General features: G+C 46.7%; 12 protein-coding genes. 1 reads left to right on the forward strand and 11 read right to left on the reverse strand.

The window, feature by feature from the left end:
* Positions 1 to 33: 33 nt before the first annotated feature.
* The 11 genes from PUW25_RS16560 to PUW25_RS16610 all read right to left on the reverse strand — a co-directional run bounded on the left by PUW25_RS16560 (position 34) and on the right by PUW25_RS16610 (position 16,850).
* A complete protein-coding gene (locus PUW25_RS16560) occupies positions 34 to 1,887 on the reverse strand; it encodes an ABC transporter ATP-binding protein (protein ID WP_047911191.1) in 1,854 nt (617 codons plus the stop codon).
* Positions 1,880 to 3,655 (reverse strand): ABC transporter ATP-binding protein, encoded by a 1,776-nt coding sequence (locus PUW25_RS16565; RefSeq protein WP_047911190.1) that lies wholly within the window; start codon positions 3,653 to 3,655, stop codon positions 1,880 to 1,882. The genes PUW25_RS16560 and PUW25_RS16565 overlap by 8 nt, the downstream gene beginning before the upstream one ends.
* 263 nt (positions 3,656 to 3,918) lie before the next feature.
* Positions 3,919 to 7,635 (reverse strand): dynamin family protein, encoded by a 3,717-nt coding sequence (locus PUW25_RS16570; protein WP_052511834.1) that lies wholly within the window; start codon positions 7,633 to 7,635, stop codon positions 3,919 to 3,921.
* Positions 7,636 to 7,831: 196 nt separating this feature from the next.
* Positions 7,832 to 8,101 carry a hypothetical protein gene (locus tag PUW25_RS16575; RefSeq protein WP_047911189.1) on the reverse strand — a complete coding sequence of 90 codons (270 nt, stop codon included), beginning with the start codon at positions 8,099 to 8,101 and terminating at the stop codon, positions 7,832 to 7,834.
* Positions 8,102 to 8,118: 17 nt separating this feature from the next.
* Positions 8,119 to 8,823 (reverse strand): endonuclease III, encoded by a 705-nt coding sequence (gene nth, locus PUW25_RS16580; RefSeq protein WP_047911188.1) that lies wholly within the window; start codon positions 8,821 to 8,823, stop codon positions 8,119 to 8,121.
* 89 nt (positions 8,824 to 8,912) lie between these two features.
* Complete coding sequence (locus PUW25_RS16585) at positions 8,913 to 11,636, reverse strand: S-layer homology domain-containing protein (RefSeq protein WP_052511832.1); 2,724 nt, start codon at positions 11,634 to 11,636, stop codon at positions 8,913 to 8,915.
* 123 nt (positions 11,637 to 11,759) lie between these two features.
* Positions 11,760 to 12,428, reverse strand: a complete 669-nt coding sequence (locus PUW25_RS16590; protein WP_238546324.1) for a GerMN domain-containing protein — start codon at positions 12,426 to 12,428, stop codon at positions 11,760 to 11,762.
* Between the two features lie 129 nt (positions 12,429 to 12,557).
* Positions 12,558 to 13,949 carry an N-acetylmuramoyl-L-alanine amidase family protein gene (locus tag PUW25_RS16595; protein WP_274337302.1) on the reverse strand — a complete coding sequence of 464 codons (1,392 nt, stop codon included), beginning with the start codon at positions 13,947 to 13,949 and terminating at the stop codon, positions 12,558 to 12,560.
* A gap of 317 nt (positions 13,950 to 14,266) precedes the next feature.
* Positions 14,267 to 14,869, reverse strand: a complete 603-nt coding sequence (gene leuD / locus PUW25_RS16600; protein ID WP_047911186.1) for a 3-isopropylmalate dehydratase small subunit — start codon at positions 14,867 to 14,869, stop codon at positions 14,267 to 14,269.
* 51 nt (positions 14,870 to 14,920) lie between these two features.
* A complete protein-coding gene (gene leuC / locus PUW25_RS16605; protein WP_047911185.1) occupies positions 14,921 to 16,342 on the reverse strand; it encodes a 3-isopropylmalate dehydratase large subunit in 1,422 nt (473 codons plus the stop codon).
* Between the two features lie 175 nt (positions 16,343 to 16,517).
* Positions 16,518 to 16,850 carry a DUF3889 domain-containing protein gene (locus PUW25_RS16610; RefSeq protein WP_047911184.1) on the reverse strand — a complete coding sequence of 111 codons (333 nt, stop codon included), beginning with the start codon at positions 16,848 to 16,850 and terminating at the stop codon, positions 16,518 to 16,520.
* Between the two features lie 193 nt (positions 16,851 to 17,043).
* On the opposite strand from PUW25_RS16610, the gene PUW25_RS16615 reads away from it, so the two are divergent.
* Entirely contained in the window at positions 17,044 to 17,958 is a 915-nt protein-coding gene (locus PUW25_RS16615) for a LysR family transcriptional regulator (RefSeq protein ID WP_047911183.1), read from the forward strand.
* Positions 17,959 to 18,165: the final 207 nt, after the last annotated feature.

Consider the following 18,165-nt stretch of genomic DNA (forward strand, 5'->3'; position numbering starts at 1 on the left):
TTACATGGAAATTTTAAATTTCGCGAATAAAATTTACAAAAATCTGAATTGGGCTTCGATCAAGCCATTGTAAATCCCTTGTTTTTGGATAAGTTGTTCATGATTTCCTTGCTCCTTAATTTCACCATGATCAAGCACGATAATGTTATCTGCATTGCGAATGGTGGACAAGCGATGGGCTACCATGAACGATGTTCTTCCTTCAAGTAATACCTTCAGTGCATCTTGAATCTTAAGCTCGGTTTCGGTATCGATGCTCGCTGTCGCTTCATCGAGTATGAGTATCCGAGGATCCGCAAGGAGTGCCCTTGCGAAGGACAGCAGCTGTCTCTGTCCCATGGAGAGAACATTGCCTCGCTCCTCCACTTCCGTTTCGTAGCCTCCAGGCAGTTTCATGATGAATTCATGTGCATTGACGGCTTTGGCCGCTGCCTCGACTTCCTTGTCTGTCGCATCCAATCGTCCGAACCTGATATTATCACGGATCGTGCCTGAGAATATAAACGTGTCCTGCAGCACAATACCAATCTGACTCCGCAGGCTTCGGATTGTAATATCCCGGATATTGTACCCGTCAATCGTCAGCCTGCCATCTGTTACATCATAGAAACGGCTCAGCAGATTAATGATCGTACTCTTCCCTGATCCGGTATGACCAACAAGAGCGATCGACTGACCTGCCTCGACATCAAGATCAATTCCTTTGAGAGCCTGCCGTCCCTTCTCATATTCAAATATGACGTTCTCAAACTTGATATTGCCTTGGATCTTCGGAATCGGCTTCGCTCCTGGTTTGTCAGCGATGCCCGGCTCCTCATCCATGAATTCAAAAATACGCTCAGATGATGCCATCGCCACAAGAAGCTGATTGTACATTTGGCCCAAGCGGTTGATCGGATCCCAGAAGTTGCCGACGTAGTTGGCAAAGGCGACAAGAAGCCCGATGGTCAGCTCCCCTTCTTGAATCAAATAAGCACCAAACCAGAACAAAATGAGGGAACCCACTCCGCCCGTAATTTCAATCAGTGGACCAAACGCTTGGTTCATCGTCGAAGCGCGGTTCCAGGATTTACGGCTCGTCATGTTCATTTGATCAAAGAACTTCATGTTCTCTTCTTCTTGCGTGTAAGCTTGGGTTACGCGAATGCCTTGAATAGATTCATTCAAGTGCGAGTTGATACGCGAGTTCTTCATACGCACATCCTGCCATGCCCGCCGAATCTTCACCCGTAATTTCGTAGAAATAAAGAACATGAGCGGTACCGTCAGAACGACGGCCAGACCCAGCTTCCAGTTAATAAACATCAGAATGACTATAATTCCGACGAGCTGAACACAGTCAATCAGCAGGTTGACTACCCCGTTCGTAAACAGATCCTGAAGCGAGTTAATGTCGTTTGTAATCCGGACCATAACCGAGCCCGCCGGCCGTTTATCAAAAAACGAGAAGGAAAGCTTCTGAATATGCTTGAACAGATCCGATCTTAGATCGTAAATTACCCGCTGCCCAATAATATTCGTATATTTGATCCGGATTGTGGCTGCTCCCCATTGGATAATATAGAGAAGCAGGATTCCACCTGCGATCCAATACAGCAGCGTCAGACTCGGACTGCTTCCATCCGTGGGTGCGATCGCTCTGTCGATAGCCAGACTGGTAAGATAAGGAACGGTCAATTTTGTAACTGTTCCTAGCACCATCATGACAATAACGATCGGAAGCAGCTGTTTGGCGTAAGGTTTCATGTAGGAAAAGAGTCGTGAAAACTGACCCCAGTTAAATGGTTTTTCAATAACTTCATCGTCTTGATAAACAAAACGCTCCTGCGCTTTCTTCTCATTCACACCTGGAATGTTTTGTTTTTCGACAGCTGCATCGTTACTCATGTGTCACCTGCTTTCCAGGCGCCCGTTTAATGCGGGCAATATGATCTGCGTATTGAATATGATATACATCTTGATATTGTCCAGGAGAGCTGATGAGCTCTTCATGTGTGCCCCGCTGAACGACACGGCCTTCATTTAGCACAAGGATCTCATCCGCATGACGCAGCGAAGATATACGATGGGCGATAATAAAGGTCGTTCTTCCCCGCATCACTTCCTGGAATCCGGACTGAATTTCATGCTCTGTTTCCATATCCACCGCACTGGTTGCATCATCGAGGACAAGAATCTTCGGATTCAGCAGCAGCGCTCTTGCGATGGCGATCCGCTGTTTCTGTCCTCCGGACAGCCCCATTCCGCGTTCACCAACAACAGTATCGTAGCCTAACGGCATCTCCATGATGAAATCATGGGCTTTTGCCAGCTTGGATACACGAATAATTTCATCCATCGACACATCCTTCATGCCGTAGGAAATGTTATTACGGATACTGGACGAGAACAAGAAGGTTTCTTGAAAGACCGCCGCAATCTGACTACGCAAGCTTTTGATATTCATGTCGTTAATGTCTATTCCATCAATCTTAATCGTTCCACTCGAAATGTTGTAGGCACGCATAAGCAGCTGGATAATCGTCGATTTGCCTGATCCGGTGCCGCCTAGGAAGCCGACCACTGTCCCTGGAGGTGCATCCAGATTGATATCCACAACAGCAGGAATTTTGTTACCGTAGGCAAACGTAACATGATCGAAGGTGACATGCCCTTTGACATGCTCCGGCACCAGTGTGATAGGATCTTCTCCATCCTGTACGTCAATTGGCTGGTTTAGCAGCTCCAGCACCCGCTCACCAGATGCTTTGGACTGGGTATAGTTATTGATATGAAATCCGATGTTCCACATCGGTCCGATTATGTACCAAATTAAACTAAAGAAAGCAACAAGCTCACCTAGTGTCAGCTCCTGATGGATGACGAGTCTTCCTCCGATGACAAGCAGCAGAACTACGCTGAGGGATGCCAGCAGCTCCATAACTGGGAAGAACTTGGCCCACAGTGAGGAGGCGAAGATTTGATTCGATTTGTAGCGTTCGTTGCGAAGAGAGAACTTATCTACCTCGTAAGGCTCTCGGGCAAAGGATTTAACGGTACGTACTCCGGTAATGTTCTCTTGGACAGCGGTTGTCAAAGAGCTCATAGCCAGCCGCATTTCCTGAAATGCGGGGTGAATCTGGGTTTCAAATTTCAAGGCGACAATGACCAGCACAGGCATAAAAATAAGGGTAAGTAATGTCAGCTGCCAGTTGATGGAGATCATCATAATCGCACCAAAGACCACCATAAGCACCATATTGAGAATCTGGGCAAATCCAAATCCAATAAAGTTACGAATTGCCTCCAAGTCTCCGGTTAGGCGTGACATCAGGTCACCTGTCTTGGCGGTATCATAGTAACGGAAGGACAAGAATTGCAGCTTCTCATAGCATGCATTCCGAAGACGATACGCCAGGTAGTTCCCTAGTCTTGCACCAAAAAATCCGTGTAAAAATTGAAATGATGCTTTGATGATCACTACGCCTAGTACCGATAGGGCAAGCATGGGAACGTATTCATAATTCCCGGGGGTAATGACATCATCAATCAGCACGCGTAGAAGGTTCGGGTACACGAGCCCGAGTGCAGTGGCAATGGCCAAACAAAAAATAGACATAAACATCAAATTCCGTTTGGACCAGAAGAAGCCCTGCAGCTGCCTGAGAACATCCATGTTTCTCCTCCTCAAAAATCTTACTCATCTTGTATAAAATCTTATGAACATTAATGAAGTTTATCACCGGCTTAAAACCCCGGCAAAGCGAAAAAGACCTCATTTTCAGGCTTCTTTTGGTTTGAAAGGGCAATATCAGGAAATAATGGGCAACTCTCAATTAAATAGTCGGATATTCTCAGCTTAGCTAGGTGATGTCAACATAAAAGCATCCCTTTTCGGTTGCCCCGAAAGGAGGGATGCTTCTCAAGGTAATAAACGGTTTAAATTAAACTTTCCTGGGCTTCATTTAATCGTGTGACTAACTCTTCCAGTGTATGGATATCACTCGCGTATTCCAATGCACCGATCAGTCCAGCGATCTCCTCGGACCACTGCTCTTCCATTCGTTCTTTATGATCCATTAGAGAGGCCCGGGTTAAATCTTGAAAATACGTAATCAGATACGCTTCGTTGTGTTCAAGCTCCTGAAGAAGGAGTGCTTTTAATTCCGGCTCCAATGCAGCCTGAAGCTGTTTTCTCCCAGGTCCTTCGAAAAAGTGCTTTGGATTTTTGAAATATTTCCAAACGTTCTTCCAAGCAATCGGCTCTTTCACATCGGTTCTCTTAAGAGTAGGTGTCTCCCAATGGCCAGTAACTTCGGAATACACTTGGATGCCATCCGAAATTTCCGCAAGTCGTCTGCTTGTTCGTTCTGCTTCCTCTTGAGTGAGCCGCTGGCCCTTGCTCTCCATCCGCAGTGTTGTAGCCAGCAGCTCCTGCTCAATTTCGAGATACAGTATTCGCAGAAGTTCTCTTCCCGAGGCATGGAATATCCCTTTAAGATCGCCTTGGTCTTCTCTCAATACAGATGGATGAAAAGCTTCAGACATAAACTCAGACATCCGGTAGCTGATACGCTGTCCGACATGGAATAGCAGCTCTTTCATTTCCTGGGCAATTTCCGCATCCTTGTTAGATGAGCCATAAGCCGATAACAGCTCAAGTCCGTGCTGTTTGATATCCGTCAGCTTCTGCTTGCGGGCCAGGCGCTCGGCTTCTCCCTGTCGGGCATCACGAATCCATTGCTCCACACGCTGTCGAACATAACCGACTTCCTTACTGGCTGCATGGATCGCTAGATCAGGGAGCTCATCTCCGGCAAAATGACTAAACGCACGTTCAAATACAGTGAACCGAGATGCATCCAGCTTGGCTTCATCTCCTTGCTGTTTGGCTTGAAGTGCCAGCAGACTGGATACCGGATAGACCTTAGGAACACGCACCCCATTGTGCTGCAGCTGGTTTGTTACATGCTCCTTAACTAATTCCAGCTCTTCCTCCGAGGATGCCAAGTCTGCTGCATTGATGACAAAAAACATATTATCCAGTGATTTGGCATCCTTGACTCTTCCAAGCTGATTTAGAAACTGCCTGTCACCTTGTGAGAAAGCATGATTGTAGTAAGTGACAAATACGAGAGCATCCGCATTTTTCATATAATTAAAGGTTACACCCGTATGTCTCGCGTTGATGGAATCCGCCCCAGGCGTATCGACTAAAATAATTCCCTGCGAGGTCAATTCACAGTTATAGTACAGATCAATTGAATCCACGAAACAGGACTTCTGCTCCTCTGCCACATAGGCACGGTATTCGTCCATGCTGGCAATCCACGCACTTCCAAGCTTAGGCTCTGCTTCATCGTATCCAGCAGCTGCTGCCTTGAGGAAGCTGTAGTGAGGTCTTCCTGCCGGGTGTACCTGCTGGGGAGTCAGCGCAGCAACCTTTTCTCTCCAGGAATGCTCTTCGGCCTTCCCGAGTCCAAGCAGATCAAAAGAGAAGGTCAGGTCCTGCCATAAGGCATCGCGGGTCTTCATCGCAACCCGCGCCGTCCGGTGTGCCGCCCCTTCGGCTGGCGCCATAATCCGGTTGATCGCCGCGGTCGTTGGATGCGGCGATACCGGCAGCACCGCTTCGCCCAGCAAGGCGTTGGCGAAGGAGGACTTCCCGGCGCTGAAGGCACCAAACAGCGCCAGGGTAAAGGTACCGCCCGCAAGCGACGCCGCGCGGGCGGTGAGCCCCCGTACCGCCGATTTCATGGCGGTATACGGGGCTACAAGGGCAGCCGCCTGCGTAAGGCCGGCTGCCGCAGCGGCTAGCCGCTCGTGCCTGCGAGCGGCCAGCGGCGCATGCGCGAGCCTCGTGCGGGGCTCGCGTGCTGCGGCCGGAATATCAGCCGATGTGGACATGGCTGATATTCCGGCGGAGGCTGTGCCGAGCTGCTCAGGCACAGCAGGGGCCGTGACCGCAGGCAGCGCACCTGCGGTCAGCTGGTCTTTTGCCGGCAGCAGAGCCTGCACGGCAGCGGACATCGCGGCGATCTCCTGCTCGATCGCCGTTAACGCCTCGGCTGCAGCAGATTGTTTGCGGAGCTCTTCAAGCTCCCTTAACAGCTCTCCATGTTTATCTGCAGCCGCAGACTTTAATCCCTCCAGCAGCTGTTCGGCAAGCTCCAGGGCAGACTTGCGGTACCTTGCAATGAGCTCGGCTCGAAGCTCTTTACAATAATTCAGCACATACTCACCCGTTACGGTTCCGTCTGGAGTGCTTTTCGAGGTGATTAGCCCTTCATCGATACTGTACAGCTGTTCATCCAGCTTCTGATCCCACTCCTCATTCCACAGCTCGTGCGTATGGCCCAATTGGCGGAGCAAGGTTCTCAAATGAAATGCTGCCTGGCCTTCTGCCTGCTTGCTGAACAAGGACCAGAATTGATTGAAGCGTTCCTGCTTCTCCTGTTCCGTCTTGCCCGCCGAAAAGAGAAACCCCACCTTAAAGCCAGGGCGCCGGCTCTCGATGTACTTCCCAGCTGCCTCTCTGACATCGGCAGGCGTCAAATTAGCGTTCTGAAGCAGACGATCCACTTCATCTCGAATCCGGTTGAGTTCAAGCTGCGGGAGCTCTGTGACTGCCTGAATTTCTTGTTCAATCGCTTGCTTTCGGGCAGCAAGCCTCGCGGCGCCTTCTTCTCCACCGAGCTCTGTCAGGAGCCCTCCTTTGCGTTCCTCTCTTCCATCCTCATATCTCATAAGAAATTGCTTCGAAATATGAATCGCCGAGGATGCCAGGCTGTGATTCAACAGATCAGTTCGAATGGACAACAGCTTCTCTATTACGTCCGGAAGGACATTCAGCTGGTTATATGGATGTTCAGGCTTCCGCAGAGTTGTAAACAACAGCCCAGCGTAAGAGACTTCCCAAGCGTTAAACGCAGCTTCTACCGCAGCCCGGTACTCAGCAAAAGACAGCTCCTCATCTCGATGCTTGTCAATTTGAGTTACAATTAAATAGAGCGGCTTGCCCCAATCTGACAGACTTTTCGCAAAAGTGAGATTATTCTCGGATTGGACATGGTTATAATCCATCACATAGAACACCGCATCCGCCAAATGCAGTGCTGAATCGGTCGCTTGCTTGTGAGCGCCATCCGTTGAATCCACTCCAGGCGTATCCAGCAGAACTGCTCGTTCCTGGAGAAGTCCGACCTGCTCCCACACTTCAATATAAGCATACTGCTCTCCGTTCTTGCAGTACTCGTCCAGCTCATCGGGTGACACGGTAATGGGATACAGGCTCGCAGCATTCACGGCATCTATCTCATGGTTAGGTTGATCCGAAAGCTCTCCTTGATTCGAAATGGGTGCAGTTCGATGAATCTTCGCTTGTCTCGGACCATTCCGGATGGCTACGACATTCGCACTTGTCGGCACTGGACTCGAAGGCAGTACTTTTTTGCCGCATAAGCGGTTAATGAGACTCGATTTTCCTGCCGAAAAATGTCCGCAAAACGCCAGGGTCAGTTCACCTGCCTCTGCCTTTCCTTGAAGATCGGCAATTGACGCTGCAGCCTTCGAATCATCATGGTCTAGGAAGAGCTTCTGCAAATCTTGTAAACGCATACGTAAATCGTCGTTCTGTCTCTTTACACTCGTCAGCATGTCCTCTAAAGACTCCTTCTCTTCATCTCGTTAAATATGTATATTTTATCACTGACCTTGATAGAAATGAACCACCGCGGCTCAAAATGTTCTTCATACCAAATAACCGGGTACCTAATGAAAGGTGCCCGGTCAAAGTATGATCTATTGCCTATAGCGGCTCAGCTGTTAAATCGCTTAAGCTGAAAACGCTTCGTTAAACTGCATTTTCCATCGCAGGAAGCAGGATTTCGAACACTTGTCCATGCTGAAGAATGGTAATATTTCTGCTCTTGTCCTTCATTACAACCACTTCAGGCTTCTGAGACATGCGCTCCAAATAATGCTCGGGTACATCTCCGGAATGGCTCACTGTGATGCCCTCGATTTCTTTTTCTTCATTTTCGCTCATTTCAGTTGAAACGATCTCTTCAAAAATATCAGAAAAAGCTTCAAATTGGTCAGTATACACGGAAATACATTTCATGGTTAACTCATCCTCTACTATTCATTTGCAATTTTTTTAGGTAAAGCAGATGAACTACGTTCCTTATCTTTCCTGATTTGGGACGTTTTCATACGCTTCTTGCCCTCACGGCATACATCGAGAAGCGGGCACACCTGGCATTTGGGAGCCTGCGCTTTGCAGTGGTATCGACCAAAGAAGATTAATCGATGATGCGTAAGGGTCCATTCATCCATAGGAACTCTCTTCATCAGCTTCTTCTCGACCTCAAGCACAGAATCCTTCCAATTCACCAATCCCAGCCGTTTCGATACACGCTCAACGTGAGTATCTACCGCTATGGCTGGGACTCCGAATGCGTTTGAAACGACCACATTCGCCGTCTTACGGCCCACTCCCGGGAGCAGAACCAGCTCATCATGCCTGCTAGGAACTTCTCCTCTGTACTGTTCAATTAATATCCGGCACAAATTTTGTATATGCTTTGCCTTGTTCCTGTACAATCCGATTCTCCGAATATCCTGCTCGAGCTCTTCGAGCGGCACGGAGACATAATCCTCCGGTGTTTTGTACTTCTGGAATAGATCGGCTGTCACTTTATTCACAGTCTCATCCGTACATTGTGCAGATAACAATACAGCAATGGTGAGTTCAAACGCGTTGCTGTGGTTCAATTCACAATGAGCGTCTGGAAACATATTTGCGATCGTATCAAGAATGTGACGTACTGTCGCTGCATTCATGAAGAGCTTACCTCCCACAAAAAAAACGTCTTGATACGTTTGGTCCGTATCAAGACGGTCATTCTTTCGCTTGCCGTTTAAAGAAATGACTACTGTTTAGAAATCTCGATAACTACGTTATTGAGCAGATACACTACAATATTATCATTATCTTTGAGAGATTGCACGCTTAAAGTCGTGTCTCCTTCATGAATGTAAACATTTGGTGACAAATTAAAGCGATAGTTATTGTCTGTCATGGATGCACGCTTGACCTGCAATTCATTTGCTGCAACATTGTACTTCCAGAACGTTTTGCTAAGCGGTGTCAGCACCTGGAATACAGGTGTTCCATCAGCATCCTTAGTCACAATTACATGATCTCCTTCAATCAGTGTACTCATGCTGCTTGAAGTCGTTCCGTTCTTCACAACCTTCACTTTACTTCCTGCATTTATCGTCTCATTTGATCCGGTTGTCGTCTTATAGGTGACAACTCCACCGTTAATGGAACTAATTTCGCCCCATGTTTGCTTGACGACCGATACAGCCGTTGGGGAAGAACCATCAAAAGCTACGTTAATCAGCATCCCCTTCTGAAGATCCGAAGGCTTGATGACTGCTCCGTTATCATTCGTAATCGGTAGACTATCCACATAAATAGAGCTCGTTACTCCATCTTTTTTCACTTCTGCCCGATAATTTGAGGTATTCAGAGATACGACCTCAAACTGAGCAGCCGATTTGACATACAACTTGCTTAAGTTGTCCTGATTACTGCTAAGCATTGCCGTTACTTGATCTCCGATACTGATATCAGATAAGGATGCCGAAGCCTTGCCATATAGTTCAACCGTCGGTGCTGATTGATACGGGATGCTGATGCTTTGCCCATTAGATTGAATCAGCTTCACTGTCTTGGAGGAGGTATTAATCTCCGACACCGTACCTTCGTATTTGTACACAATACTAATGGAAAGTGCACGCGTGCCAATCGTCGTTAAGTTCACTTTTCTTCCATCCGTCAAATAAGGCTCGATCCCAGATAGCGTCGGCTTGGTGCTGTTGTAATCTACTTTTGTTGCATCATTCAGTGTAAACACATGCGGCTTCTGGTTAGAATCAAGCACCGTCAGTAATTTGGTCTTGCTGTTATAGGATACGACCGTAACCATATTCAGCGGTTCCATTTGACGATTAAGCACTTCTATCTTGGTTACTTGATCCTCTGCATTCAGCGTAAGCTCAACTTCATCACCAGAGGTTTTGTCTGCAAGCAGATCCGTCAGCTTGGGATTGTCCATACCACTAATGATAATTTGCGGATCTGGTGCAAGCAGCTTCACTTCAAGTGACCCATTCCGATCATAAGTAATGGTTGATAGATTTGAGCCCAGCTCATACAGGGTTCCTCGTACCGTACGTTCAACACCCGCTGTAACTTCAATGGATTGGGTAATACTATCTTTTATCGAATATTTAATCACAGTGCCTGTTTTGAGCTCAGATAAAGCTACGATCTCGTTATGGTAACGAATGACTGTCGTTCCTTCCTGAATCTTTAACACATCCGTTGTACCTGTGGTGCTCACCACCGTTACAGTGCCGGCTACTGGATCAATGGATTGAATGGTGCCTTCTGCCGATTTGTTAACCATCCCGGATTTGACTTGAACAACAACCGGATTTTTGGCTGAGGTAAAGGTTTCACGCTGTAGTTCAACGATGCTGCCGGCAGTCATGTTCTCCGGCTTGATCACTTGCCCATTCTGATCATAGAAAACCGTACGATCCGTATATGCAAACTCTTGATACGTATCTCCGGTGAACATCCATAATTTGTTGCCTGACAGACGTTCAAAGCTGCCTTCAATGGCTTCAACCTGAGGAGTATCACTTGTGCTCTCTACATAGGCTGCATTGAAATTTGTACCTGATACAACCATTTCTGTGTACAGTTTAATATCGGATGGCGCGATTTTGGATGAAGATGAACGATTATAAAACGCTGTAGCTGGATTAATAGTAAAGCTTACATATTCGCTTCCCGTGTACAAAGTTAATTTGCTGTCTGTTCGTTCGGTTATGTATCCTTTGTACTGATTCTCATATTTATAATCGGTGTATTCACTGCCGCGATTGAAGAATGCTGTTATCTCAGCTCGAGTTACAGTGCCTTGCGGATTAAATTTATTGCCTGTTGTTCCTTGTGCAATTTCAAGCTCTGCCGCCAGGTTGACATAAGGCTTATTGGCTACTGTAATTTGGCTGTCATCAACGAAGCTGGAATTGGCACTTCCTGCTGCGTTTGCTTCCGCTTCTTTACCAATGGCTCTAATGACAAGCTTCGCGATCCATTCTCTCGAAGCTGCCTGCTGCCCCCAAATCGCCTTCTCTGAAATCCCCTTAGCTTCTTCTGCTTCCTCTAGCAGACCCAGATCAAAAGCAAGAGATACATAGGATTTGGCATACTCACTCGTGCTAATGCCATCAGGTAATTTTATACTGCTGCCAGCAGGCAGGTTGGATTTCTGGTTCATAAATCGAATGGCTATGGTCACAGCTTCCTGCTTGGTCACTGCATCTCCCGGTCTAAACAGCCCTCTGTCTCCCACCAAGATGTCTAGAGATGCAAGTTTGTATATATGCTTTTCTGCCCAGTATCCGCTCTTTACATCGCTGAATGCGCCTTGAGCCGCCGTCGTGACAGCAGCGGGAGCTGTATCAGCTCCCGCCACTCCCGCACCGGCACTCAGCGCCATCAGACTGGCGAGCATGGCAGATACCATTTTTTTGGAATGCTTGGCATTGATATCGCTAGGTTTGAAAGTCAAGATTACTTCTCCTCTCTATATGTGCACATCAATTTGTATACCATGATCGTCAGCAAGATATTGCTGTATAGTTGGAATCCATTCCATAAAAGTATAAAGTTTATGAAATGGATTCACCTATATCTATTCTCTTGTCATGGGATGTTCTAATTCAACATGTCCCATCAAACTTTCTTTCTGCTCACCATCAACAAGCAGCTCAAGTGACTCTACTTCTTCGAATTGGAAGAAGGTCTGCTTCAGGGCATCAATAGCAAAGGATTCTCCGCTCGATCCCAGATTTGCGGTTGCTGGAATTTTCAGATCAAGTGTAATATTTCCTCCATCGACTTCCAGCTTATTAATGGTTATTTCTTCAGACCACAATGGAACCAGCTCTTCGCTGTCACTGTGCTGAAGTGCCTTAAAGGCAGCTTCATACTTACTCCAATCCGCTTTGTAAGAGATCGTTTGCGTCGCAGACTTCACCTCAAGCAGCTCCGGATCGGTGTAATAGACCTGAATGTCAGCTTCCTTGGTCTCTACATCCTCAGCTTGCTCACTAGAGCTTCCATTCGTGCCGCCGGTGCTTGTCCCTCCATTTCCAGTAGTGTTGCTCTCTTCGGGAGGCGTTTGAGGTTCAGCCGGCTCCGTTTCTCCTTGTGTATCATCCGTTTGCGGATCCGTTTCACTGCCTGTTTGCTGTTCCGAATCGGAATTCGGTGGAGAGGCGGTTGGATTGTTTCCGCAGGCTGCAAGTGTAGTCAGTGATACAGCCAATAATGCGACCATCCACCATTTTTTTCTCATCATCTCTATCACCCTTTTTTGTCAGCTATTAAATCGTTCGAACGAAGAATGTACTGTCTGCTAATTGTAGAGACGTTTAAGGATTGTCATTTCTTTCATTCACAAGCTCTTGCTGCTTCATCCATTTGGATTCTACAATCCCAAGTATTCCTTGATGCCCTTCACTACGCCTTCTGCTACACGATTCTGGAAGGTTGTATTAAAGAGTGCTGCTTCATCGTTCTTGTTGCTGAGGAATCCAACCTCGAGCAATATTGCAGGCATTGTCGTATCTCTTATAACGGCAAAATTACCTGTTTTGACCCCACGGTCTCTAAGACCTGCAGCCTGTACCATGTACTTGTGCACTGTGTTCGCCAGTGACTTGCTGTTGGAACGGTTATAGTAAGTTTCTGAACCTGTTGCCGATGCCGGTCCGGCATTCGCATGAATCGATAGAAATACATCTGCCTTTGCATTGTTTGCGATTTTAACTCGTTCGGACAGTTCAAGGAATGTATCATCATCACGAGTCGTAATAACGTTAATGCCCGGCTCCTTTTTAAGGAGCTGTTCGATCTTGAGTGCCATCGTCAAGGTAAAGTTCTTCTCATATTTGCCTGTTACTCCGATTGCGCCTGGATCCTGATCTCCATGCCCTGCATCAATAACAACCGTTTTCTTCTTCGTCGCCGGCGGTGTCGTTGTACCACTATCCGTATCCAATGTAACGGTAATCAAGCCTGCATTCGAGGAAGTCATCTTATAATTCATCGCATAGCTCAGATCAATAACCACTCGTACTGTGGAAGGATCATTGCTGAAGAGCGCATATCTTACTTTCTCTACACCTTCATAACCATCGACGACAATTTGCCCGGCTATGCTCTTGGTGATGTCAAGCGCTTGTGTATCTGCGAACAAGCTGCTGAATTCGGCATTCGGAATGTCTACAACAACTCGGTCTGGGGCAGACATTTTGAATGCCGTCGGCGCCGCTCCTCCGCTTGTTGCAATCATAAGCTTGCTGTCCGTAAAGCTGATTCCATTCACTTGAATCAAATTCGAATCACTGCCGTTACCGCCAGCAGGAGGAATTTCACTTCCGCCTGAGCCGCTGTTTGAATTGAGGTACACCGTCTTGCTTTGATTGTTCCAGCTCACCTGCAATCCCATGGTCTCACCTACGAAGCGGATGGGTACAAGCGTTGTTCCATTTTTGATGATTGGCGCAGCGTCAAGATTGACGGTAGAACCATTGACGGTCGCGGTCTTCTTGCCAGCTACCATCTTAATTACTGTTTGATCTTGTTTTATAGTAACCGTCTTCGTCTTCTGCTCCCAACCGACACTGTAACCTAACTTCTCTGAGACGACACGAATGGGTATCATAACTTTGCTGTTGATATTCTCTGCCTTTACGCCAGAGGGAAGACTCAACTGACTGCCATCGAGAACGATCTTGATGTCTGTCGCTGCTTGTCCGAGACCAGGGAAGATCCACATGAAGCATAGCAATGCGACTAAAACTTTTAACTTTTTCATCCGTCACCCTTCCAATTCTGCTTTTTTTTGAACATAGCTCGTTTTCTATTAAATTACAGAAAGAATCCAGCTATTAACAAAATATTAGACGACAGAAATGGATAAAAGTTGCGGATCTATCTCATCATATCAAAAAAGTATCCACTGTGGTGCTACGAATTTGTCATATTTTAGCATGCCAGCTATCAACTATGTTACTTTCATATTACATTCACGAGAAATATAGCTCTTTGTGTATAAAAAATAAGTCCGGATATCTCTTATCCGGACCTGCTTACTGATATGTTTATTCTCTTAAGTCTATTGAATGGATTGTATTATGCAAATAATTTAGCAGCATGCTTCTGCTCGTAAGCAGTAATGGCATCCTCATGCTGAAGCGTTAAGCCGATATCATCAAGCCCTTGCAGCAAGAATTGTCTGCGGTGCTCATCCAGATCAAATGAGATCGACAAGCCTTGCTGATCTGTAATCGTCTTGTTCTCCAAGTCTACATTCAGCTCATAACCCGGGTTCGCATTCGTACGCTGGAATAAATCCTCTACTTGCTCCTCAGACAGCTTGATTGGAAGGATGCCGTTCTTGAAGCAGTTATTATAGAAGATATCCGCGAACGAAGGAGCGATAACACAGCGGAATCCGTAGTCCAGAATTGCCCATGGAGCATGCTCACGAGACGATCCGCAGCCAAAGTTAGCTCTGGATATGAGAACAGATGCCCCCTTATATTGATCTTGGTTTAAGGAGAAGGTAGGAATCTCGTTACCCTGTTCATCAAATCTCCATTCATAGAACAAAAACTGTCCGAATCCCGTACGCTCAATTCTTTTTAGGAATTGCTTCGGAATGATCGCATCCGTGTCCACATTCACTCGGTCTACAGGTGCAACAAGACCTGTTAATTTCGTAAAAGCCTCCATGCTTGTATTCTCCTCTCGATTCAAAAGATAACCCAACTTTATCTGCTGACCCTAGCTCATTACTTCTTCTTTGATCTTCCAGTCACGAACATCTACAAACCGTCCCTCGACAGCTGCAGCGGCAGCCATTGCCGGAGATACCAGATGTGTTCTTCCACCGCGTCCTTGACGGCCTTCAAAGTTCCGGTTGGAGGTGGATGCACAGCGCTGACCCGGTTGAAGCACATCCGGATTCATTGCAAGACACATGCTGCATCCCGCTTCCCGCCACTCAAAACCGGCTTCCTTAAATATGACATCAAGCCCTTCTTTCTCCGCTTGAAGCTTCACTCGTCCGGAGCCTGGTACGACGATTGCCGTTACCCGCTCGGATACTTTGTAGCCGCGTGCGACTTCAGCTGCAGCTCGTAAATCCTCGATCCGTCCATTCGTGCATGATCCAATAAATACATAGTCGATTTCGATTTCGGACATCGGCGTGCCTGGGACAAGCCCCATGTATTCGATTGCTTTTTCCGCTGCTTTGCGTTCATTCTCTGTCGGAAGCTCTGCTGGAACAGGCACACGGGAAGTAATATCCGTACCCATACCTGGACTGGTTCCCCAAGTTACCTGAGGGATAAGGGATTCAACATCAAACTCTACCACTACATCAAATTCAGCGCCTTCGTCTGTCGTCAGAGCGTCCCATCTTTGTTTCGCTTCTTCGAAGCTGTCACCTTGAGGGACATACTGCTTGCCTTGAAGATAAGTGTAGGTTGTTTCATCAGGAGCGATCATCCCTGCTCTTGCACCGCCTTCAATAGACATGTTGCAGACGGTCATTCTTTCTTCCATGCTGAGGCTCCGAATCGCTTCTCCTGTATATTCAATGACATAACCTGTAGCAAAGTCTGTACCATATTTCGCAATAACGCCCAGAATCATATCTTTAGCCGTTACTCCAGGCTTGCGGTTACCTACAAAGCGTACTTCCATCGTTTTGGCTTTGGCCTGTTGAAGGCACTGTGTTGCCAGTACATGCTCAACCTCACTAGTACCGATACCGAATGCAAGTGCTCCAAAAGCACCGTGTGTAGATGTATGACTGTCACCGCACACGATGGTCTTACCCGGATGAGTAAGTCCGAGCTCCGGTCCCATTACGTGTACTACCCCTTGATCAATCGTATCAAGGTCAAACAGCTTGACACCAAAATCGTGGCAGTTCTTAGACAAGGTATCGATCTGCTGCTTAGAGATTGGGTCCTTGATATTGAATCGGTCTTGTGTTGGCACGTTATGATCCATCGTTGCAAAAGTGAGCTCTGGGCGGCGAACCTTGCGACCGCTGAGACGAAGACCTTCAAACGCCTGCGGGGACGTTACTTCATGTACAAGGTGCAAATCAATATAGAGGATGCTTGGTTTTCCTTCCTCCTGCGTAATGACGTGATTATCCCAGATTTTCTCGAACATCGTCTTTTTGCTCATTATTCTCACCTCAAAGTTATTATTCGATCTATTGTGACGGCAAGGTCATGCCGTGCTTTATTAGACCCAATATAACATGAGCAAGACATATTGTTCCAAGATATAAAAACTATAGATCTGATAGGATTGCCCTATAGACAAATTCCAGTCCATGTACTAATTCCGTATCCTTTTCTTATTCGCTGAATAACACATCAATCAGCTCATTGCTGCGTGAATTAAATTTTACGATAACCGTAACTGGAAACTCAGAACCGTCCTTTTTCACGATTAAGCGAAATCTCTCTTCTGCTATTTGGTTTGTCAGCACCCTGCGTCCCAAATGCTGATAATCGGTGATCACCGCATTATAATGCTTCTTTGCCTCCTGCACGGCGATGTTACCCCACTGTGCATACTCAGGCTGCGCCGCTGCTGCAGCTGTTGGATTGGTCATAAGGGCCGTATAAACAATAATCACACTTGTCATCAACACAGCTGTTACCAGACGGTAAACGATCCTATTCATAAGATATACTCCTTAGTCAGCTTCATTTGATCCTCTAGAAAGGAAATCATCTATTTATTGTTCTGTAAGAATCAAGATATTATCCCTTATTAATTATCATGATTAGCTAATTATCGCTTTAGAGGAATTTCCTATATAATAGATAAACATGGTACTCAACATTCGGAAATCTTCTTAAGGACGTGACCTTCCCATGGAACTTCGACAATTACAATACGCCTTACAAATCGCATCCGAAAAAAACTTCTCAAGAGCGGCCGAGAAGCTGCATATCGCACAGCCATCACTCAGTCAGCAGCTGTCTAAGCTGGAGAAGGAGCTTGGCGTTCTCTTGTTTCAGCGCAATACAAGCTCGGTAGAGCTGACACATGCGGGAGCTTCCTTCGTATCCAAGGCAAGCGACATTTTAGATGCTGTGGAGCTGCTGAAGCAAGAGATGGCCGATATTTCCCAAGTGCGAAAGGGTAAAGTTATTTTTGGCAGTATGCCGATTACAGGCTCTCATTTATTGCCTTATGTTCTCCCGGCTTTTCGTGACCATTATCCTGATATTGAAATTACGCTGCTTGAGGACTCTTCTATGAATCTGGAGAAGTTAACAGCCATCGGAAAGACGGATCTAAGCCTGCTCTCACTTCCGCTTCAGGAGTCCTCCCTCTCTTATGTAGAAATTGCAGAAGAGCAAATTGATCTTGCTGTTCCGAAGGAGCATCCGCTTGCATGTAAATGGGAGGAGTATCCTGACTTGACGGTCGACATCGCAGAGCTCGTGGATGAATCATTCATTGTTCTTAAGAAGGGACAAGGCTTTCGCAAGCTGACCTTTGATCTGTGTCAGCAAGCGGGCTTCGAGCCCAAAGTCGTGTTTGAGAGCAACAATATGGAAACGGTCAAATCACTGGTTGCAACCGGAATGGGCATTACGCTCGTCCCCCGTTTTATTGCAAGAGCTCCCCGCAGTGAATTTGTCCCGGTTTATCTTCCTTTAACTGCACCTGCTCCTAGCCGTACACTCGTTATTGCTTATCGGCAGGGACGGTATCTCTCCGGTGCAGCAGAAGCGTTCATTCAAACCTTTAAGGACACGATGCAGACCCTGTTAGACTAACGTGCCGAGCTATGTAATTATGTAATAAAAAATACGAACCATACACAGAACAGGCGGCCCGGGATACATTCCCGGACCGCCTGTCTATTTCATTACAGTAATCTTACTTTCTAAGGACAAAGTGTCAATCTTCATTGGTAGGTTTGAAATCTTTTACCGGAATCCAATCGGTTTGATTGATTTGTATCCGGCGGTTCAAAGTACTCA

The sequence above is a fragment of the Paenibacillus urinalis genome (assembly GCF_028747985.1).
Taxonomy (GTDB): domain Bacteria; phylum Bacillota; class Bacilli; order Paenibacillales; family Paenibacillaceae; genus Paenibacillus; species Paenibacillus urinalis.